The organism is Pseudomonas sp. OF001 (assembly GCF_904426495.1).
Lineage (GTDB): Bacteria > Pseudomonadota > Gammaproteobacteria > Pseudomonadales > Pseudomonadaceae > Geopseudomonas.
On sequence record NZ_CAJGBM010000001.1, the window covers coordinates 451,474 to 471,425 of the forward strand.

22 protein-coding genes are annotated in these 19,952 nt (G+C 66.6%); 19 read left to right on the forward strand and 3 right to left on the reverse strand.

Going from position 1 to position 19,952, the window contains the following annotated elements; all coding sequences use genetic code 11:
* The first annotated feature begins 29 nt into the window (after window positions 1–29).
* The 3 genes from RA210_RS02090 to RA210_RS02100 are packed head-to-tail and all read left to right on the forward strand — an operon-like array spanning window position 30 to window position 1,973.
* A complete protein-coding gene (locus RA210_RS02090; protein WP_201485223.1) occupies window positions 30–1,055 on the forward strand; it encodes an alpha-ketoacid dehydrogenase subunit beta in 1,026 nt (341 codons plus the stop codon).
* Between the two features lie 3 nt (window positions 1,056–1,058).
* Window positions 1,059–1,292: a lipoyl domain-containing protein gene (locus RA210_RS02095; protein ID WP_201485224.1), complete on the forward strand. Its 234-nt coding sequence runs from the start codon at window positions 1,059–1,061 to the stop codon at window positions 1,290–1,292.
* 3 nt (window positions 1,293–1,295) lie between these two features.
* The gene (locus tag RA210_RS02100; protein WP_201485225.1) at window positions 1,296–1,973 is read left to right on the forward strand and encodes a 2-oxo acid dehydrogenase subunit E2; all 678 of its coding nucleotides are present in this window, start codon (window positions 1,296–1,298) and stop codon (window positions 1,971–1,973) included.
* 191 nt (window positions 1,974–2,164) lie between these two features.
* Here RA210_RS02100 and tatA read toward each other — a convergent pair whose 3' ends face one another.
* Together tatA and lipA are read right to left on the reverse strand one after the other, a co-directional pair.
* Window positions 2,165–2,338 (reverse strand): twin-arginine translocase TatA/TatE family subunit, encoded by a 174-nt coding sequence (gene tatA, locus RA210_RS02105; RefSeq protein WP_201485226.1) that lies wholly within the window; start codon window positions 2,336–2,338, stop codon window positions 2,165–2,167.
* A 31-nt stretch (window positions 2,339–2,369) separates the two neighbouring features.
* Window positions 2,370–3,299 (reverse strand): lipoyl synthase, encoded by a 930-nt coding sequence (gene lipA, locus RA210_RS02110; RefSeq protein ID WP_201485270.1) that lies wholly within the window; start codon window positions 3,297–3,299, stop codon window positions 2,370–2,372.
* A 354-nt stretch (window positions 3,300–3,653) separates the two neighbouring features.
* Here lipA and RA210_RS02115 point away from each other — a divergent pair, with 354 nt between their 5' ends.
* Window positions 3,654–4,370 (forward strand): lipoate--protein ligase family protein, encoded by a 717-nt coding sequence (locus RA210_RS02115; protein ID WP_136490299.1) that lies wholly within the window; start codon window positions 3,654–3,656, stop codon window positions 4,368–4,370.
* 81 nt (window positions 4,371–4,451) lie between these two features.
* On the opposite strand, the gene RA210_RS02120 is transcribed toward RA210_RS02115, so the two are convergent.
* Window positions 4,452–6,419 carry a sigma-54-dependent Fis family transcriptional regulator gene (locus RA210_RS02120; protein ID WP_136490298.1) on the reverse strand — a complete coding sequence of 656 codons (1,968 nt, stop codon included), beginning with the start codon at window positions 6,417–6,419 and terminating at the stop codon, window positions 4,452–4,454.
* 379 nt (window positions 6,420–6,798) lie between these two features.
* Between RA210_RS02120 and RA210_RS02125 the strand changes: the two genes are divergently transcribed.
* The 15 genes from RA210_RS02125 (at window position 6,799) to RA210_RS02195 (ending at window position 19,720) form a co-directional block, all read left to right on the forward strand.
* Window positions 6,799–7,347, forward strand: coding sequence for a VOC family protein (locus tag RA210_RS02125; protein WP_201485227.1), 549 nt, complete (start codon window positions 6,799–6,801; stop codon window positions 7,345–7,347).
* Window positions 7,348–7,490: 143 nt separating this feature from the next.
* Entirely contained in the window at window positions 7,491–8,420 is a 930-nt protein-coding gene (locus tag RA210_RS02130) for a transporter (protein WP_136490296.1), read from the forward strand.
* 173 nt (window positions 8,421–8,593) lie between these two features.
* Window positions 8,594–8,869: a hypothetical protein gene (locus RA210_RS02135; protein ID WP_201485228.1), complete on the forward strand. Its 276-nt coding sequence runs from the start codon at window positions 8,594–8,596 to the stop codon at window positions 8,867–8,869.
* A 137-nt stretch (window positions 8,870–9,006) separates the two neighbouring features.
* Complete coding sequence (locus RA210_RS02140; RefSeq protein WP_201485229.1) at window positions 9,007–10,146, forward strand: amidase; 1,140 nt, start codon at window positions 9,007–9,009, stop codon at window positions 10,144–10,146.
* Between the two features lie 12 nt (window positions 10,147–10,158).
* A complete protein-coding gene (locus RA210_RS02145) occupies window positions 10,159–11,307 on the forward strand; it encodes an acyl-CoA dehydrogenase family protein (protein WP_201485230.1) in 1,149 nt (382 codons plus the stop codon).
* Window positions 11,308–11,332: 25 nt separating this feature from the next.
* Window positions 11,333–11,695 carry an IacB protein gene (locus RA210_RS02150; RefSeq protein ID WP_201485231.1) on the forward strand — a complete coding sequence of 121 codons (363 nt, stop codon included), beginning with the start codon at window positions 11,333–11,335 and terminating at the stop codon, window positions 11,693–11,695.
* Between the two features lie 10 nt (window positions 11,696–11,705).
* Window positions 11,706–12,224: a nuclear transport factor 2 family protein gene (locus RA210_RS02155; protein WP_201485232.1), complete on the forward strand. Its 519-nt coding sequence runs from the start codon at window positions 11,706–11,708 to the stop codon at window positions 12,222–12,224.
* Window positions 12,225–12,275: 51 nt separating this feature from the next.
* A complete protein-coding gene (locus RA210_RS02160; protein ID WP_201485233.1) occupies window positions 12,276–13,565 on the forward strand; it encodes an aromatic ring-hydroxylating oxygenase subunit alpha in 1,290 nt (429 codons plus the stop codon).
* Window positions 13,566–13,568: 3 nt separating this feature from the next.
* A complete protein-coding gene (locus tag RA210_RS02165; protein WP_201485234.1) occupies window positions 13,569–14,051 on the forward strand; it encodes an aromatic-ring-hydroxylating dioxygenase subunit beta in 483 nt (160 codons plus the stop codon).
* Between the two features lie 11 nt (window positions 14,052–14,062).
* A complete protein-coding gene (locus RA210_RS02170) occupies window positions 14,063–14,818 on the forward strand; it encodes an SDR family NAD(P)-dependent oxidoreductase (protein WP_236574588.1) in 756 nt (251 codons plus the stop codon).
* A gap of 10 nt (window positions 14,819–14,828) precedes the next feature.
* On the forward strand, window positions 14,829–15,794 hold the full coding sequence (locus RA210_RS02175) for a PDR/VanB family oxidoreductase (protein WP_201485235.1): 966 nt from the start codon (window positions 14,829–14,831) through the stop codon (window positions 15,792–15,794).
* 92 nt (window positions 15,795–15,886) lie between these two features.
* Window positions 15,887–16,906, forward strand: a complete 1,020-nt coding sequence (locus RA210_RS02180; RefSeq protein ID WP_201485236.1) for a TRAP transporter substrate-binding protein — start codon at window positions 15,887–15,889, stop codon at window positions 16,904–16,906.
* A gap of 11 nt (window positions 16,907–16,917) precedes the next feature.
* On the forward strand, window positions 16,918–17,436 hold the full coding sequence (locus RA210_RS02185) for a TRAP transporter small permease (RefSeq protein ID WP_201485237.1): 519 nt from the start codon (window positions 16,918–16,920) through the stop codon (window positions 17,434–17,436).
* A gap of 4 nt (window positions 17,437–17,440) precedes the next feature.
* Window positions 17,441–18,757, forward strand: a complete 1,317-nt coding sequence (locus RA210_RS02190; RefSeq protein ID WP_136490285.1) for a TRAP transporter large permease — start codon at window positions 17,441–17,443, stop codon at window positions 18,755–18,757.
* A 48-nt stretch (window positions 18,758–18,805) separates the two neighbouring features.
* Window positions 18,806–19,720, forward strand: a complete 915-nt coding sequence (locus tag RA210_RS02195; RefSeq protein WP_136490284.1) for a flavin reductase — start codon at window positions 18,806–18,808, stop codon at window positions 19,718–19,720.
* Window positions 19,721–19,952 lie beyond the last annotated feature (232 nt).

Genomic DNA, 19,952 nt, shown 5'->3' on the forward strand with positions numbered 1-19,952 from the left:
TCCCCCACCGAATTGCCAGGAGTTGCAGCATGAGCAGCCCAGTGAAAGAAAGAAAACTCACCGTCGCCCGCGCCATGGCCGAGGCGGTGGCCCAGGAAATGCGCCTCGACCCGCGCGTGTTCGTGATGGGCGAGGACATCGGCCAGCTCGGCGGGGTGTTCGGCAACACCCGCGGCCTGTTCGAGGAGTTCGGCGGCGCGCGGGTGCGCGATACCCCCATCTCGGAGACCGCCTTCATCGGCGCCGCGGTGGGCGCCGCCTCCGACGGCATGCGGCCGATCGTCGAGCTGATGTTCGTCGACTTCTTCGGCGTGTGCATGGACGCCATCTACAACCTGATGGCGAAGAACACCTACTTCTCCGGAGGCAACGTGCGCGTGCCGATGGTGCTGATGGCCTCCACCGGCGCCGGCTATTCGGACGCCGGCCAGCACTCGCAGTGCCTCTACGGCACCTTCGCCCACCTGCCGGGGATGAAGGTGGTGGTGCCGAGCAACGCCTACGACGCCAAGGGCCTGATGACCGCGGCGATCCGCGACGACAATCCGGTGATCTTCCTGTTCCACAAGGCCCTGCAGGGCATGGGCTGGCTGGGCACCGAGAAGGGCGCCACCGTGGCGGTGCCGGAGGAGCCCTACACCGTCGAGATCGGCAAGGCCGCGACCGTGCGCGAGGGTTCAGACGTGACCATCGTCAGCCTCGGCGCCGGCGTGCACCACGCGCTGCGCGCCGCCCAGCAGCTGGAGAAGGACGGCGTCAGCGCCGAGGTGGTCGACCTGCGCAGCCTGGTGCCGCTGGACCGCGACCACGTGATCGCCTCGGTGCGCAAGACCGGCCGGCTGATCGTGGTCGACGAGGACTACCACAGCTACGGCGTCAGCGGCGAGATCATCGCCAGCGTGGTCGAGCACGACCTCGGCATGCTCAAGGCGCGCCCGCAGCGGGTGGCCTTCCCGGATATCCCGATTCCCTTCACCCCGGTCATGGAGCAGTGGGCGTTGCCCAGTGCCGAGAAGATCGTGGCCGCCTACCAGAACCTGAACAGCGAGGAATGACCCATGTCGACCCCAATCGTGATTGCCGATGACCTGTGGGACGGTGACGCCGAGGCGGTGATCACCTCATGGCTGGTCAGCGACGGCGCCGAGGTGGCACCGGGCGACCTGGTCGCCGAGATCATGTCGGAGAAGGCCCAGTTCGAGATCGAGGCGCCGGTGGCCGGCGTGCTGAAGATCGTCGAGGGCGAGGACGCGGTGATCGCCAAGGGCGCCACCATCGGCGTGGTGGAGTAGCCCATGGGCCAGATGCACACCCTGCCGCTCAAGGGCATGCGCAAGATGATCGCGGCGAAGATGAGCGAAAGCCTGCGCAGCGCCGCGCAGCTCACCCTGCACGCCGAGTGCGAGCTGACCGCCCTGCAGGCGCGCCGTGCGCGCCTCAAGGCGGCCGGCAGCCAGGCCTCGCTGCAGGACCTGCTGCTGCACGCCATCGTGCAGACCCTGCGCGAGCATCCGGCGCTCAACGCCACCCTGGAGGACGAGGTGATCACCCGCCACGCGGCGGTGCACCTGGGGCTGGCCATACCGCTGCCGGACGACCTGCTGGTCGCCCCGGCGCTGTTCGACGCCGGAGCGCTCGACGTCGACGGCCTGGCCGAGGCGCGCCGCGTGCTCACCGGCAAGGCGCTGGCCGGCAAGCTGTCGGTGCGCGAGCTGACCGGGGCGACCGTCACGGTATCCAACCTGGGGCTGTCGCGGGTACGCTTCTTCACGCCGATCCTCAACGTGCCGCAGGTGGCCATCGTCGGCATCGGCTGCAGCCAGCGCCGCCTGCAGCGCGCCGCCGACGGCAGCCTGGTCGAGGCCGACTTCCTCGGCCTGTCGCTGACCTTCGACCACCGCGCGGTCAACGGCGCGCCGGCCGCCGAATTCCTCGATGCGCTGTGCCGGCGCATCGAGAGCGCCGGTTCCTGAACCGGGCCGCCGCGGCCCGCCATGGGCTGCGGCTGTTCTCCAGCGTGCCGAGGCCGGTATCCGGGTAACTGGATACCGGCCTCGGCATTTGCGGCAAACGCCCCCGCCGCGCCGGGGCGCGGTACGGGGATGTGGAGGGGATGGGCGGCGCGGCGGCTACCGCTGCAGTTCGCCGCGCCGCCGGGGATGGTTCAGGGGCGGTCTTCCGGGGAAGGCAACTGCTCCTTGTCGTCTGCCACCGAACTGCGGAAGCCCTTGATCGCCTCGCCCACATCGCTGCCGAGACTGCGCAGGCGCTTGCTGCCGAAGATCACCAGCACGACCAGCAGGATCACCAGCCAGTGTTTCCAGTCGAAAATACCCATCGTCGATTCTCCTGCTTGTGGTTGGCGCCGTTCACAGGCCGCGGGCCTGCTGGTCGGCGTGATAGGACGAGCGCACCAGCGGACCGGCGGCGACGTTCCTGAAGCCCATCCTGGCGCCTTCCTCGGCAAACCAGGCGAAGGTGTCCGGGTGGACGAAGCGCTGCACCGGCAGGTGGCTGCGCGACGGCTGCAGGTACTGGCCGAGGGTCAGCATGTCGATGTCGTGCTCGCGCATGCGCTGCATGGTCTCGATGACTTCCTCGTCGGTCTCGCCGAGGCCGAGCATCAGGCCCGACTTGGTCGGCACGCCGGGCACGCGCTGCTTGAACTCCTGCAGCAGGTCCAGCGACCACTCGAAGTCCGAGCCCGGGCGCGACGACTTGTACAGGCGCGGCACGGTTTCCAGGTTGTGGTTGAACACGTCCGGCGGTTCGGTCGCGGTGATGTCGAGGGCGATCTCCATGCGCCCGCGGTAGTCCGGCACCAGGGTCTCCAGCTGCACGCTGGGCGACAGCGCGCGGATCTCGCGCAGGCAGTCGGCGAAGTGCTGGGCGCCGCCGTCGCGCAGATCGTCGCGGTCCACCGAGGTGATCACCACGTACTTCAGGCGCAGGTCGGCGATGGCCAGCGCGAGGTTGTTCGGCTCGTCCGGATCCAGCGCATTGGGCCGGCCGTGGCCGACGTCGCAGAACGGGCAGCGGCGGGTGCAGATGTCGCCCATGATCATGAAGGTGGCGGTGCCGCCGCTGAAGCACTCGCCGAGGTTCGGGCAGGAGGCTTCCTCGCACACGCTGTGCAGCTTGTGCTGGCGCAGCAGCTGCTTGATCCGCTCGACTTCGGGGGTGACCGGGTTGCGCACGCGGATCCACTCCGGTTTCTTCAACGGCTCCCCGGTCGGAATGATCTTCACCGGAATGCGCGCCACCTTGTCGGCGCCGCGCAGCTTGGTGCCGCTTGCCATTGCGGCCGGTTGGCCGGCAGTGTGCTGGAACTCCACGTCGATCTCCGCTGGTTGGGAAGGGATGAGGTCTGCTCACAAGGCCGGAGCAAGACGCGGGCCAGCGGCCAAGTGCCCGGAATACGGGGCTTGCAGGCGATGGTGCTGCGCCGGTAATGCGTTACACCTGTAAGCGCCTTTACAGGTACGTTGTCAGGTGCAGTGGACGGGTTCCGGGCGGTTGCGTCGGATTGACCAGCGCTGCCGCGGCTGCGGCGCGCTTTGCGGTCCATGGCACGCATCCTGCTCCTTGGCATCCGGGCTGCCCGGGGCTGCTTCCCGCCCGCGGTGGCGGCCAATCGACAACAGTGAGGTGACATGAGTCTGATACGACGCCTGCCGGTCGAGGCCGGCCTGGATGCCGAGCGTGCGCTGCTGGAGCGGGTGCACGCCGGCGACATCGACTGCACGCTGCTGCTGTGGCGCCCGCAGGACGCCGCGCTGGTGATGCCACGGCGCCTCGAGCGGCTGGCTGGTTTCGCCGCCGCGGCGGCGAGCTGCGCCGAACTGGGCTGGCCGGTGGCCCTGCGCGACACCGGCGGCGAGCCGGTACCGCAGTCGCCGGCGGTGCTCAATGTCGCCCTCGCCTGGGCCGTGCCGGCCGGCGAGGCCGAGCAGAAGCGCATCGAGAACGCCTACCGGCACCTGTGCGATCCGCTCTGCGAGTGGCTGCTCGAACAGGGCCTGGCGCCGGATCTCGGTGCGGTGGAGGGAGCGTTCTGCGATGGTCGCTTCAACGTCACCCTGGCCGGGTGCAAGCTGGTCGGCACCGCCCAGCGCTGGCGCAAGCGCGGCAGCGACGGCCGCCACGTGGCCCTGGCGCACGGCGCCATCCTCATGGAAAACCTGCGTGAGGAAATGGTGGACGTGGTCAACGCCTTCTATCGCGACTGCGCACTGGACACCCGCTGCCGGGCGGCCAGTCATGTGGCGCTGGACGAGTGCGTGGAGGACGCCTGGGCGGCGGCGGAGGTACTGGAGGGCTGCTACCGGCGCAGCCTATTGGCGGCAGGCTTGCCGGAGCCGGTCCGGTAGGGTACGCCGCGCGCACCTGATGCCCGCACCCGATGGGCGGGTGCGCACGGCGCATCCTACGAAAAAACGGTGCCGCCCGCCTCAACCCTGGGCGTTGGGCGGCACGATGTCGTAGACCTTCATCCAGCGATACACGGTTGGCCGTGACAGGCCCAGTTCGCGGGCGGCCGCGCTGACGTTCCAGCGATGGCGGCGCAGGGTTTCCGCGAGCTGCGCGGCCGGATCGCCGGCGGCCACCTCGAGCACCGGCGCCGGCGCTGCGGGCTGGCGCGCGCCGACGCCCAGCAGGCACTCCTCGGGCAGGTCGGCGGCGGTGATCTCGCCATCCTCGCAGGTGGCCAGCGCGTACTGCAGCACGTTGCGCAGCTCGCGGATGTTGCCCGGCCAGGCGTAGCCAAGCAGCGCGCTCATGGCGTCGCCGCGGATGCGCGCCGGGCGCTGGCGCTGCTGGCTCAGTTCGGCGAACACCTTCTCGATCAGATAACCCTTGTCGGCGCGCTCGCGCAGCGGCGGCAGGCGCAGCACGGCGCCGTTGAGGCGGTAGAACAGGTCCTCGCGGAATTGCCCGGCGTCGATCATCTGGCGCAGGTCGCGGTGGCTGGCGGCGATCACCCGGATGTCGACCTTGACCGGCTTTTCCGCGCCCAGCGGCATCACTTCCTGTTCGGCCAGCACGCGCAGCAGGCGGGTCTGCAGGTGCAACGGCATGTCGCCGATCTCGTCGAGGAACAGGGTGCCGCCGTCGGCCTGCTGGATCAGCCCGCGCATGCCTTTGCTGCGCGCGCCGGTGAAGGTGCCCGGCTGGTAGCCGAACAGTTCGCTTTCGATCAGCGACTCGGGTACGGCGGCGCAGTTGATCGCCACGAACGGTGCCCTGGCGCGCCGGCTGCTGTCGTGCAGGGCGCGGGCCAGGCGCTCCTTGCCGGTGCCGGTCTCGCCGTTGAGCAGCACGTTGAGCGGCTCGTCGCACAGGCGCCTGGCGCGGGCGAGCATCTTGCGCATCAGCGGGTCGTCGTCGGCCAGTTCGTCGAGGGCGCAGCGTGGCGTCTCGGTGCTGGGGGCCGTCGCGGTAGGCGCAGCCCGTCGCGGCTCCATCAGCGCGGCGAAGTACAGCGCGTTCTGCCGGTGGGTGCGGAAGGCGCGCACGTGGTCGGCGCTGGCGTAGGGGATGCCGAGGATGTCTTCCAGCTCGCAGTCGAACAGCTGCTGCACGCCGACCCTGGGCGCCATTGCCGAGGGCCTGACGGGCAGCTCCAGGCCGCACTGGGCGAGCAACTGGCGGCCGGCGGTGTTGGCGGCCAGCAGGGTGCCGTCCTCGGCCATCGCCAGCAGGTAGTGACGGTTGATCAGCACGAACTCGCGCGAGCTGTCCAGGCAGAGGATGTACTGCTCGCGGTAGCGGCGCAGGAAGTAGGCGTCCTCGATCATCCGCGCGTACTGGCGCACCAGCTGCAGGGCGAAGGTCTGCGAGTCCTTGGACGGCGGCGAGTGCAGCGCTGAGATGTCCAGCACGGCGAGCAGTTGGCCCTGCGGGTTGAAGATCGGTACCGCGGTGCAGGTCAGGCTGATGTGGTGGGCGCTGAAGTGGTCGCGATGGTGGCAGGTGAGCGCCTGCTGCTCCTTGATGCAGGTGCCCACCGCGCAGGTGCCGGCGTGGTCCTCGCTCCAGTCGGCGCCGAGGTACAGGCCGGTCTTGCGGTGCGCCGCCTCGTCGTCGGGGTTGCCGAGGAACTGCACGGTGATGCCGCGGCTGTCGGTGAGCAGCACCACGTAGCCCAGTTCGGCGATGTGCCGGTACAGCTGCTCGACGCCGGCGCGGGCCACGTTGAGCAGCTCGTCGGCCTGGTCCTGATGGTCGAGCAGCACCTGGCGCGGCACGAAGCGCGGCGGCGCAGGCTTGGCCGGGTCGAGGCCGTAGTCCTCAATGCAGCGTTTCCACGAGCGGGAGATCAGCGGGTCGAAGCCGGGACCAGCGAGGGCCGGGGCGGCGTCGGCGGCAAGGGAGAGGACGGTGTCGACGTGGGCACTGCCGGGCAGGGTGATACGCATGCGGCCTCCTCGGATCACCGGTGCTGCACTGGCCTGGCCGCAGGCCGTCGGTATCCGCAGTGACGATCTTGTTCTTGTGGCGGCACGCCCTGTGGCGTGCCGTGCGAGTGAGTTCTGAAGGGCCAGTGTACCCCTGCCGCGACGCTGCTGCGAAGTCTGTAAAGCCTGTAACGGCGGGCATTACAGCTGTAAGCCGGTTTGACGGTCGACTGTCTCGGCACGGGCTGCGCCGGTCGCCGCGCGCTGGCGAAAACTCCCGGGAAATCAGTGCCCTGAACGAATCCGCCGGGCCTGGCACGGCTCCTGCGAAAGAGCCGGTAGCCCGCCGCCAGGCCGGTGGGCACGCCCACAACAAGAACACTGACTCAGGAGCATTCCCATGACTTTCGCGACCCCAGCGCGCGGCCTGCCCGGCATGCGCGGCCTGCAGCACATCGGCATCACCGTCCCCAACCTGGCCGAGGCGGTGGCCTTCTTCGTCGAGGTGCTCGGTTGCGAGCCGTACTTCACCTTCGGCGAGTTCCGGTTCGACGACGACTGGATGGAACGCCACCTCAACGTGCACCCGCGCGCCGCCATCCGCGACTTCCAGATGGTCCGCTGCGGCAACGGCACCAACCTGGAGATCTTCGAGTACAGCGCGCCGGACCAGAATCGCCGTCTGCCGCGCAACAGCGATGTCGGCGGCCACCACCTGGCCTTCTACGTCGACGACATGGACCAGGCGGTCGCCTACCTCAAGGACAAGGGCGTCACCGTGCTCGACACGCCGAGCACCTTCACCGACGGTCCGGCCGCCGGGCTGACCTGGGTGTATTTCCTCGCGCCCTGGGGTCTGCAGCTGGAGCTGGTCAGCTTCCCCGATGGCATGCAGTACGAGGAGGCGCACACCCGCCTGCTCTGGGACCCGCGCTTCCCCGCGCAATAGCCGCGCCGGGCCGCGACCTGCCAGGGCGCAGGTCGCGGCGTCCGCCCCACCCACCATTTTCCGAATCCATCTCCGGACGCGAGCGACAGGCCCGCGCGGCCAGCCGTGCGCCGGTGAGAAAACAACAAGAGAGAGGAACCACCATGTTGCCCATCTGCCTGCTGTCCCTTCGCCGCGCCCCCGAACTCGATGCGCGGCTGTGGATCATCCTGTGGGGCCTGGTCCTGCTCGGCGCCGGCCTGTCCTGCAGCCGGCCGGCCAGCGCGCTGGACCTCGACGCCGGCGACTACGTGCCTGCCGCCGCCGGCACCACCCTCGGTCTGCTCTACCTGCAGCAGGCCGAACGCGACCATCTGTACCGCGACGGCCACCGCCTGGCCGGCTCGCCGGGACTCGATTCGCAGATCGGCATCCTGCGCCTGGTGCACTACGCCGACCTCGGCGGCTACCGCGTCGCGCCACAGATCCTCCTGCCGTTCGGCCGCCTCGACGGTCGCCACGACGGCAACGCGCTGGGCGACAGCAGCGGCCTGGCCGACCCGATCCTGGCCATGCCGGTGTGGCTGCTCGAGCAGCCGCAGCGGCGGCGCTTCTTCGCCATCACCCCCTACCTGTTCGTCCCCGTCGGCCGTTATGACCACGACCAGCCGCTCAACCTCGGCGAGAACCGCTGGAAGCTGACCCTGCAGGCCGGCTACGTCACCGGCCTCGGCGACAGGCTGGCGCTGGACCTGGCGGCGGACGTGACCTTCTACGGCGACAACGACAGCTATGGACCGCTGAGGTTGAACCACGAGCAGAAGCCCAGCTACCAGTACCAGGGCTTCCTGCGTTACCCGCTCGGCGACACCCTCGACCTGCGCGCCGGGCTGTCCTGGCAGCACGGCGGCGAGAACTGCCTGGACAGTTCCTGGCTGGACGACAGCCAGCGCACCGGCAAGTGGTCGGCGGGCTTCGCCTGGTTCTTCCGCCCGGATGCCCAACTGGCCGCCACCTTCGGCCGCGACCTGGCGGTGGACAACGGCTTCCGCGAGGACAGCCGGGTCAACCTGCGCCTGCTGTACGCATTCTGAGCGCCGGCTCGGCTGCGGCGGCGGCGCCGGCTGATGTCCTCCCGGGCGCAGGCCTGCCGCCAGGCCCGCTTGATGCCGCCGGCCAGCAATGCCCCGAGTAGCGGCTCGACCCCATCGATTTCCCCTCATCCCGGTTTGCGCAAGGCGCCTGGGCGGCAGCCAGGCGGCTGGCCGTGGAATTGACCACAACCGAGGGGCTGCCGGCGCTACTCGATGCTCAGGGATTCGATCCAGCGCAGGCCGGGAGCGATGTCGTCGCGCAGGCCGGGGAGAAGGGGGAGGGCGCGTGGCAGACCACCTCGCCCCGTCCTTCGAGACACTTGAGCTCCTTCATGGACACCGGGTCCAGGGCGCTGGCGAAGGCCGACGAGGTTGGTTTTTGTCCGCGTTTTCTCCAGTTTTCCTCTGATTTTGCGAGCGGCGCCGGGCTCAGAATGGCTGCGGGCTGATTCGGCATGGCGTGGTTTTGCACTCGAAAATTAGTTGACGATTCAAGTGAATGATGTAATTTTTGTTCCAGCTCTTGAGCGGTCTCCAGTCGAGCGGAGGCCCCGCTAACAAAAACAATTTCTGCAAGAGACTCGCTATGACAACGCTGATCTCCCGGTGCGAGCTGGGCGCCCCCGCAGGGCTGAAGGTCGTCATCAAGGACTCCATCGATATCGCCGGCATGCCGACCCGTCTGGGTAGCCGAGCATGTGACGAGGTCCGTCCCGCCGAGCAGCACGCGGAGGTGGTCGAGCGTCTGCTGTCGGCCGGCCACCGGATCGTCGGCAAGGCCGCGATGCATGAGCTGGCCTTCGGCGTCACCGGCATCAACCTGCATGCAGGTACCCCCATCAATGCACGCTATCCGGAGCTGATCCCGGGTGGCTCCTCCAGTGGCTCTGCCGCTGCCGTGGCTTCCGGACTGGCCGATTACGCGCTGGGCACGGATACCGGCGGCTCGGTTCGCGTGCCGGCTGCCTGCTGCGGCGTATTCGGCTTCAAGCCGACCTTCGGCCGCGTCAGCCGCGCCGGTGTCTGGCCGCAGAACTCGTCGCTGGACTGCGTTGGTCCCTTCGCTGCGGACCTGCAGACCCTGCAACTCGCCGAGCAGGCGATCGATCCCTCGTTCAAGCCCGGTGCAGTCAACGCGCCGATGCGCTTCGCGCTGGTCACCAATACCTGCGCCCAGCCGTCTGTGGCCGCGGCGCTGGATCGGTACCTGGCGCCACTGGCCCTGGACCTGAGTCGGGTCGAACTGCCGCTGCTGGCCGAGGCCTTCGCCGCCGGGCTGGCAGTGATCAACGCGGAAACCGCACTGGCGGGCGCCGACTTGCTGGCCAGCGGCAAGCTGGGGGCGGATGTGGCAGCGCGGCTCAGGAGGGCCGGCGAAACCTCGGCTGCAGAGGTGCATGCAGCGGAGCAGGTGCGCACGGCTTTCGGCGCCGAAGTGGATCGGCTGCTGGAGAACTGCGAGGTGCTGGTCATGCCGGCTTTGCCAAAGGGGCCGATGGCCCTGCAGGACGCACTGGCCGGGCAGACGGACCTGAACATGACCGCGCTGGCGCGGCCTTTCAACCTGTCCGGTCATCCGGCGCTGGTCATCCCCTTCGAGGTCGACGGCCGTCCGGTCGGAATTCAACTGGTGGGTCGCAAGCATGCCGATGAGGTGGTCTTTGCGGCGGCACAGCAGTTGCTCAGAGCGGCTGATGCCGCCCGTAACAATAAAGACAACAACTAGGGAGGCGGGCGAATGCCTGGTTATCAGATCGACAAATCCCTCTGGGGCGGGGAGACCGTGTTCGATGCCCTGCTTGCCGAAGTACGCAAGCGCCGTCAGGAGTTCGAGGATCAGCAGTTCATCTCGCCGGACATCATCGACTCCTTCAAGCGGGTGGGGGTCTACCGCGCCATGGTCCCCAGGGTGATGGGAGGGGACGAGCGCTCGCCGCTCGAGTTCCTGCAGATGGTCGAGGCGATGGCCGCGGCCGACGGTTCGGCCGGCTGGGTCGCCAGCTTCGGCATGAACCCGGCCTACCTGGCGGCACTGCCGCCGCAGACCATCGACCAGGTCTGGTCCGGGACGCCGGATGTGGTGTTCGCCGGGGGGATCTTTCCGACCCAGCCGGCGAAGAAGGTCGACGGTGGCTACATCGTCAGCGGCCGCTGGAAGTTCGGCAGCGGCTGCATGGGAGCTTCGCTGATCGGCGTTGGCATCCAGCCGGACAACGGCGAGCCGCTGCCGCGCATGGCGGTAATGTCCGCCGACAAGGTGAAGATCGAGCCCAACTGGGACGTGATCGGCATGGTCGGTACCGGCAGTCATGACCTGGTCGTCGAGGAGGTGTTCGTGCCGGAGGAGTGGACCTTCGTCCGTGGCGGCAAGCCCAATGTCGATGCGCCCTTCTTCCGCTACCCGACGCTGGCCTTTGCCGCCCAGGTGCTGTCGGTGACCACCGCCGGCCTGGCGCGCGAGGCGCTGGATGTGGTGCAGGCGATGGCGGCGGGTCGCCAGTCGGTGACCGGGGCGCCGAACCTGGGCGATCGCGAATACGTGCAGATCGAGATCGCCAGGGCCGAAGCCAAGGTGCGCGCCTCCCGCGCCTTCTTCTACGGCGCGACCGAGGAGGCCTGGAACAGCATCCTGGCCGGCGGCGAGCCCACTCGCGAGCAGGTCAACCTGATCCGCCTGGCGACCACCAATCTGGCGCACGAGTGCGCCGAGGCGATCCGCTCCACCTACCAGGTGACCGGCATGACCGGGACCTACAACGACCATCCGCTGTCGCGCATCGTCCGCGACTCGATGATGTGTACCCAGCACGCCTTCATGGGGGCGATCACCCTGAAGAACGCCGGTGCCATGTTCTTCGGCCACGACCCGCTGCCGGGCTACCTGTAACCGAACAATAAGAAGGAGAAACGCCATGAGTGACAAGAAACCCCTGCGCGTCCTGTTCTGCATGGGCATCAACCAGAACTTCATGGATGCCCCGCGCGACGAGCAGCTCGACGTCTGGGCGGCTTTCGGCGAGATGTGGAACGGCATCCATGACATGGACGGTGTCGAGGTGATCGGCAACATGGATGACGACCAGAGCATGGTCGGCCCGTCCAGCGGCTATCCCTGGACTACCTACCTGCTGGCCGACGTGGCGGATTACGACACCGTGGCGGCCTGCTGCAACCTGTTCCGCAGCACCGCGGTGGGCAAGGGCCCCTACAAGCTGTGGCGCTACGCCAAGGTCGAGGCGCGCATCGGTCGTGAACTGATCGTGCAGCGTGCCTGAGAGCGGTCCGATGAATGAGCTGGAGCAATTGCGGCAGCGGGTGGGCGCCCTGGAGGCGGCCCGCGAGGTCAGTGGCTGCATGCACGAGTACATGCAGCTGTGCGACTACCTCGACGAAGGCTTCGATCTCGATCCCTTGATGGAGCTGTTTACCGAGGACGCCATCTGGGAAGGCAAGGGCAAGCGCTATGCGGCGACCTTCGGTCGTCGTGAAGGATGCGCAGCGATCCGCGCCATGTTCGCGAAGTACACCCTGCCGCCGGCACATTTCGCCCTCAACGTGCACTTCCTGACCTCGGAAAAGGTGGAGGTACACAGCGAGACCGAGGCTGCAGGTACCTGGGTGCTTCTGCAGACCGCGACCTTTGCCGATGGTCGCTCCCAGCTCAGCTCTGCGTTGCTGAGTGTGGCTTTCCGTCGGGAAAAGGGGCGCTGGAAGATCTCCCGCTTCTGCACCACCAGCCGTTTCAACCGCCCGGTACAGAGCCCCTGGGATTGCCCGCAACCACTGCCGGTCCCCAAGGAATGACTGCCCGACGGATGCGTCCGTTTGCCAAGAATGAATAAAGAGAACAAAGCCATGAGTGAACTGATCGACATGCAGAACGTCAGCCTGAAAGCGGCCGAGCTTGTAGAAGAGGGTCGCGTGCACAAGTCCCTCTACTCCGATCCGGCGATTTTCGAGGAAGAGCTGGACAAGGTGTTCAACAGCACCTGGGTGTTCGTCGGCCACGAGAGCGAAGTGCCGGAAGCCGGCAGCTTCAAGACGGCGTACATCGGCCGCCAGCCGGTGATCCTCAGCCGTGACCGTCAGATGAATCTGCATGTGCTGCAGAATCGTTGCCGCCACCGTGGTGCCACCGTCTGCGAGGCCCGCAAGGGCAAGACCAAGGCCTTCACCTGCCCGTACCACGGCTGGGGTTACGGCCTGGACGGCAGTCTGCGCGCGTTGCCGAAGCCGGAAGAATATGACGGCGTGTTCGACAAGAGCGAAATGCCGCTGGAAAGCCTGCGTGTGGAAACCTATCGGGGCATGGTGTTCGCCACCCTCAAGGACGACATCGAGTCGCTGGAAGACTTCCTCGGTGCTGCCAGGAAGTGGATCGACCTGTTCATGAAGCAGGGCGGTGGCTATCCGGTGAAGGTGCTGGGCGAGCACCGCTTCAACTTCCCGGGCAACTGGAAGATCCAGCTGGAGAACACCACCGACGCCTACCACTTCCCGATCGTGCACAAGTCCTTCGTGACCTCCCTGGACGAGGCCACCGCCGACATCTTCGACTTCCTCGACGGCGAAGGCTTCGTGGAGGACCTGGGCAACGGCCACAGCGTGATGGTGATGATTCCGCAGCTGGTGGATCTGGAGGCGGATCTGGATCAGCCGATTCCGCCGCGCTTCGAGCAGCTGGCAATGGAGTTGCGAGACGAAGGCAAGTCCGAAGAGGAAGTCAGGAAGCTGGTGCGTGCCGCCCATGGTACCGGCTTCAACCTGAACCTGTTCCCGAACGTGTCCTGCTCCATGGCGTTCTTCCGCGTGCTGCGCCCCGTCAGTGTCGGCGTAACCGAGATCCAGCATGTGGCGCTGGGCGGCGAGGGGGCGCCGGCGGCATTCAATCGCAAGCGCATGCGTCTGCACGAGCACTTCCAGGGGCCGATGGGCTTCGGCACCCCGGACGACGGCGAGGCCTGGGAGCGAGTCCAGAAAGGCTCCATGGCTGGCCCCGACGGCTGGATCCTGGTCAACCGGGGCTTGAACAACCTGCACACCTCCCCCGATGGCAACGTCGCCGGCGCCGTGTGTTCGGAAACCGGCATGCGCGGTGCCTACCGCCAGTACAAGAAGCTGATGGCCGCTGGAGAGGAGATCTAAGCGATGAAATCCAACACTCAACTGCTCGCGCAGGTCACCGAATTCATCGGCTATGAAGCGGACCTGCTGGACCACAAGGGCTATCAGGAATGGCTCACCCTGTGGAGCGAAACCGGCCTGTACATAGTGCCGACCGATCTGAAGGAAACCGACTACCTCAATACCCTGAACCTGGCACTGGACGATGCCGCAATGCGTCGCCTGCGTGTGGCACGGCTGGAGAACGGCGAGTCGGTATCGGCCCTGTCCGTGGGCGATACGGTACGCATGATGTCGCGGGTGCGCATTCTGGAAGCCAGTGACGAGGTGGTCATCGCCCGCTGCGCCATGACCCTCAACGAACTGCGCCACGGCCAGCTGGTGACCTATCCGGCCAACGTGGAGTACATCCTGAAACCGAGCGCCGATGGCTTCCGGATGGAGCAGAAGGTGGTGAAGCTGCTGCACGCCGACGGCTTCCTGCGCACTGTCAGCTTCATCTTCTGAGGAGTGGCCGCATGGGTAACCCAATGCAGTCTCATATCGCGCTGGTCACCGGTGCCGCCCAGGGCCTGGGTAACCATATCGCCGCCCGCCTGCTGGCGGCGGGCTATCGGGTCGTGCTGACCGATCGCTCGCTGTCGGCGGCGCAGGCGGCCGCTCAGGCCATGGACGCCAGCGGCGAGCGGGTCATGCCGCTGGCGCTGGACGTGGCCAGCAAGGCCGCTTTCGAGGCCGCCCTGGCTGCCGTGCTGGAGCGCTGGGGCGAGCTGCAGGTGCTGGTGAACAACGCGGCGGTCACCCGGGCGACGCCGCTGATGGAGATCTCGCCGGAGGAGTTCGCCGAGGTGGTGAACATCAACCTGGGCGGCACCTTCGCCGGCTGCCAGGTGATCGGACGGCACATGGCCGACAGGGGCTACGGTCGCATCGTCAACATGGCCTCCCTTGCCGGGCAGAACGGCGGCACCTCGACCGGTGCCCACTATGCCGCCTCCAAGGGCGCCATCGTCACCCTGACCAAGGTGTTCGCCAAGGAGCTGGCCGGGCGGGGCGTGACCGTCAACGCGATAGCTCCGGGGCCGATCGAGTCGCCGATGGTCAAGGCCCTGGTTCCCGAGGAACGCCTGCCGGGCCTGCTCGGCGCCATTCCGGTCGGGCGGCTGGGCGATGCCGATTTCATCGGCGACATGGTCGTGCAACTGGCCCGGCCGGAAGCCTACTTCACCACCGGCACGACCCTGGACATCAACGGCGGCCTATTCATGCGCTGAGGCACTTCCCATGACAAGCAGTACTAGCAATAGCGTTATCGACGCCATCGTGACCCGGCGCGAAGACCAGACCGACGAGATCGCGGTGTTCGATCTGGCCGCGGCCGATGGCAGCCCGCTGCCGGCATTCGAGGCCGGCGCCCACATCGACGTGATCGTGGGGCCGGAGCTGATCCGCCAGTACTCCCTCAGCAATGCGCCGGGCAGTGCGGGCTACCGGCTGGGGATCCTCAACGATCCCGGCTCCCGCGGCGGCTCCAGGGAGATTCATGCCCGTCTGGAGGAGGGCAGCCGGGTGCAGATCGGTGCCCCGCGCAACCACTTTCCCCTGGACATGAGTGCCGAACACAGCCTGCTGATCGGCGGTGGCATCGGCATCACGCCGATGATCGCCATGGCCTATGCGCTCAAGGCCGCCGGCAAGTCGTTCGAGCTGCACTACTGCAGTCGCAGCGAGAGCAAGGCGGCGTTCCTCGCCGAGCTCCAGCGCGAATTCGGCGAATGCCTGGTGCTGCACTTCGACGATGCCGGCGACGCCGCGCGTCTCGACCCGCACGGGCTGTGCAGCGCGGCGCGTGCGGGCAGCCACCTGTACGTCTGTGGCCCGGGCGGCTTCATGGACTGGGTGATCGAGCAGGCCGGGGCTGCCGGCCTGCCTGAGCGGCAGATCCACTTCGAGTACTTCAGTGCCGAGGTGGATGTCAGTGGCGAGGCGTTCGAGGTGTACGCCCGGACCAGTGACGTGACCGTGCAGGTAGGGCCGAACGAAAGCATCGCCATGGCGCTGAAGGCAGTGGGGGTCAAGGTGCGGATGTCCTGTGAGGAGGGGGTCTGCGGAACCTGCATCTGCGATGTGCTCGAAGGCACTCCCGATCATCGCGATCGCTTCCTCACTGACGATGAAAAGGCGGACAACGACCAGATCGCGCTGTGCTGCTCGCGGGCGAAGAGCGCGCGTCTGGTGGTGGATATCTGAAAGGCAGTTGGCGTTGGTGGTTGGAGTGGTTCATTGCCCTGCCCGATCTCCTCGTTCGGGCAGAACTCAAAACAAGAAGCGAGACAATAACAATGAAAAAGATCTGGCGCGTGGCGGTAATGACGACGATGGCTGTCCTGGCTTCGGGCGTGCAGGCGGAGACCCGGCTGACCATGTCTTCGTGGTTGCCCTCGGGACATCCGCTGGTCCGGGACGTGATGGAACCCTGGGCCAGGAGCGTGGAACAGGCAACCGAAGGCCGGGTGAAGGTGGTGATGCTGCCGTCGGCCCTGGGGCATCCGCGCGTTCACTACGACATTGCCGCCGAAGGGCAGGCCGATATCACCTACGGCGCGCATGGCTACACGCCGGGGCGCTTCGGCCTGTACAAGATGGTCGAGTTCCCCTTCGGCGGGCACAGCGCCGAAGCCACCTCGGTTGCCTACTGGCAGGTCTACAACAAGTACCTGGCCAAGGCCGGCGAGCACGAGGACACCAAGCTGCTGGGCCTGTTCACCCATGGACCGGGCCATATCCACAACAGTCGCCGCAGTGTCGGCAGCGCAGCCGATCTGAAGGGCCTGAAGCTGCGCGTCGGGGGCGGCGTGATGAACGACCTGTCCAGGGGCCTGGGCTACGTCCCGCTGCAGCAGCCTTCCTCCAGCACCTACGAGCTGCTTTCCAGTGGCGTGGCCGATGGCACCCTGTTCCCGCTGGAGTCGGTGCCCGCCTTCAACATCGTGCAGAAGGCCACCCACACCACCCTGGTGCCGGACGGGCTCTACAACTTCAGCTTCTTCGTGGTGATGAACAAGGAGCGCTTCGCAGGTCTGCCGGAACAGGATCGGGCCGCCATCGAGCGGGTTTCCGGCGAAGCCCTGGCGCGCCTGGCCGGCCATATGTGGGATGTCCAGGATGCCAAGGGACTCGAGGCGATCAAGGCCAACGGCAACGAGGTGCTGACCGCCAGCGATGCCTTCGTGGGCGAAATCCGCGCTGCCAGCCTGCCGATGGAGCAGGAGTGGCTGAAGCAGGCCGAAGCGGCTGGCGTGGATGGTGCGGCGGCCCTGGCGGAGTTCCGCCAGCTGAGCCGTGAGCTGGTCAAAAACTGACGGGGAAGCCGATGAAAGCATCTCTCAGAGCTTCAGTCGGCAGCCGGGGGGTGGTGGTACTGCTGTACCGCCACCTGCTCGGTGGAACTGCCGCAGTTGTCATGTTCCTGATGATGGCCATGACCTTGATCGATGTACTGGGCCGCTATCTGTTTTCCGCCCCGTTGAATGGCGCCTTCGAACTGACGGAGCTGATGCTGGCAGCGGTGATCTTTCTCGGCCTGGCGCTGGTCACGGCGGAGGATGGGCATATCGTGGTGGATCTGCTGGACTCCTCCATCGGCCCTCGGCTCCGGCGCATCCAGTCCCGGCTGATCGAGCTGATCAATATCCTGGCCTTCGGCACCTTCACCTGGGTGCTGTGGCAGCACGCGCTGAAGGTGCAGCGGTTTGCCGATACCACGGCGGTGCTGCAGATCCCCATGGCCTGGCTGGCCTTCCTGATGGCGTTGACCACCGGTCTTGCGACCCTCGCCCTGATCATCCGCGCACTGTTCGGCAGCAGCGCTCCCGTTGCCCAAGGAGAATAACCAGATGGAAGCTAGTCTGATCGGCTTTGCAGCCCTGATGGTGTTGATCCTCGCCCGGGTTCCGCTGGGAGTGGCCATGGGGATCGTCGGCGTGGTCGGTTTTGCCCTGATGCAGCAGATCGGTTACGGCAATCCGCGGGGCTGGAGCACTGCCCTGAACATGGTGGCCTCGACCGCCTTCGATACCGGTCTGGCCTACGGGCTGTCGGTGGTGCCGCTGTTCCTGCTGATGGGCAACCTGATCACCGAGTCGGGCATGTCCAGGCAGCTGTACCGCGCGGCCAATGCGTTTCTCGGGCACTTCCAGGGCGGGCTGGCGCTGGCCACCGTGGTCTCCTGCGGTGCCTTCTCCGCCGTGTGCGGCAGCTCCATGGCCACTGCGGCCACCATGTCCAAGGTGGCCATGCCGTCCATGCGCGAGTACAAGTACTCCGACAGCCTGGCGACCGGCGCCATCGCCGCCGGCGGCACCCTGGGCATCCTGATTCCGCCGAGCGTGATCTTGGTGGTGTACGGCCTGATCACCGAGACGGATATCGGCAAGCTGTTCATCGCCGGGTTGTTGCCGGGGGCGGTCGGCATCCTGCTCTACATGGCGGCGGTGATGGTCACGGTCCGGCTGAATCCGGGCAGCGGTCCTGCCGGTGCCCGCTCCAGCTGGAAGGAGCGGCTGATCTCCCTCAAGGGGGTCTGGGGCATCAACCTGATCTTCATCATCGTGATGGGCGGCATCTATGCCGGCATCTTCACCCCCACCGAAGCGGCCGGCATCGGAGCCGCCGGCGCCTTCCTGATCGCGCTGTTCAGCGGCAAGCTCGGCCCCGCCATGCTGTACCGCTCGCTCAGCAACGCCGTGCGGACCACCGCGATGCTGTTCTTCCTGGTGATCGGTGCGCTGGTCTTTTCCAACTTCATCAACATGACCGGCCTGCCCATGCTCCTGCGCGACTGGGTGATGGGGCAAGGCTTCAGCCTGTTCGGGGTGATCCTGGTCCTGATCGCCATCTATCTGCTGCTCGGCTGCGTGCTGGAGAGCATGTCGATGATCCTGCTGACCGTGCCGGTGTTCTATCCGATGGTGCAGGCCATGGGCATGGATCTGATCTGGTTCGGCATCCTGGTGGTGGTGGTGACCGAGATCAGCCTGATCACGCCGCCGGTCGGCATGAACGTGTTCGTGCTGCGCGGGGTGGTTCCCGACGTGAAGCTGTCGACCATCTTCCGGGGGGTGGCCCCGTTCGTGGTGGCCGATGTGGTGCGCCTGGGACTGATCGTCGGCATTCCCGCGCTGTCGCTGCTGCTGCCCCATTCGCTGGGCTGATGGGCAGGCGAAAGTTTCCTGCCGTCTTGAATTGAACCGGAGCCACCCATGAAATTCGATCCCAAGGACTTCCGCCGGGCATTGGGCAAGTTCCCCACCGGCGTCACCGTAATCACTACCCGCGATGCCGAGGGCAAGCCGATCGGCATGACCGCCAGCAGCTTCAACACCCTGTCGATCGAGCCGGCTCTGGTGCTCTGGAGCATCGACAAGGGGGCCTGGAGTCTCGAAGCCTTCACCCGGGGCAAGGCGTTCGCCATCAACGTGCTGCGCAACGACCAGGTGGACATTTCCAACCGCTTCGCCCGCCGCGGCGAGGACAAGTTCGCCGGATTGCACACGCGGGACGATGCCAATGGCTGCCCGCTGCTGCCCGGCACTTCGGCCTCGTTCGCGTGCAGGACCTGGAGTGTCTACGAGGGCGGCGACCACCTCATCATCGTGGGTGAGGTCATTGACTACGCCTACGAGGATAACGTCAGCTCGCTGGTGTTCCACAATGGCCGCTATGCGGTGCCGGAAACCCATCCGGCCGTGCAGGCGCCGACCGAGGCGCTCGAAGCCCGTGGTCTTCTCGGCGACTACCTGCTGTACCAGTTGCGCCAGACACTCAACGCCTACGCCAGCGATTTCTATCCGCGGCTGAGTCACTTCGGCGTCAGCGCCGAGGAGTGGCGGGTGCTCACCCTGCTGGCCGATGGCGAACCGATGGAGCAGGAGCAGATCTGCCGTATCGTGTCCCAGCCCCTGAAGGAGCTGGCCTCGACTGGCGAGTGGTTGCAGGAAAGAGGCCTGCTGCAGGTGGAGGGAAGTTGTTTCTTGCTCACCGAAAATGGCCAGCGGCTGGCAACTCAGCTTCTGGATACCGCGATCGAGCATGAGCAGAAGATGCTGTCGCTGCTTGAGCCCGATGAACAGGCCGGCTTGAAGGCGATGCTGAGGAAAATCTACAGCTCGATCTAGGCAGGTTTTGAAATCAGCCACTTACCGCCGCTCCCGCACAGGCAGGAGCGGCGGTAAGTGAGTTTTCGGGGTGTCCCTTGTCATTGGACAATTCGTGCGGTTATTAACCCACCAAGAGCGGATCCAGTTGCTTTTCCCAAGGTCTGAAAATGCTCGCACCTCCCCGGGAATCACTCTAGAATTTCAGCTCGATTCTTACCCGGCCCGAATGGTCGGATGCGGCCGGAGACCT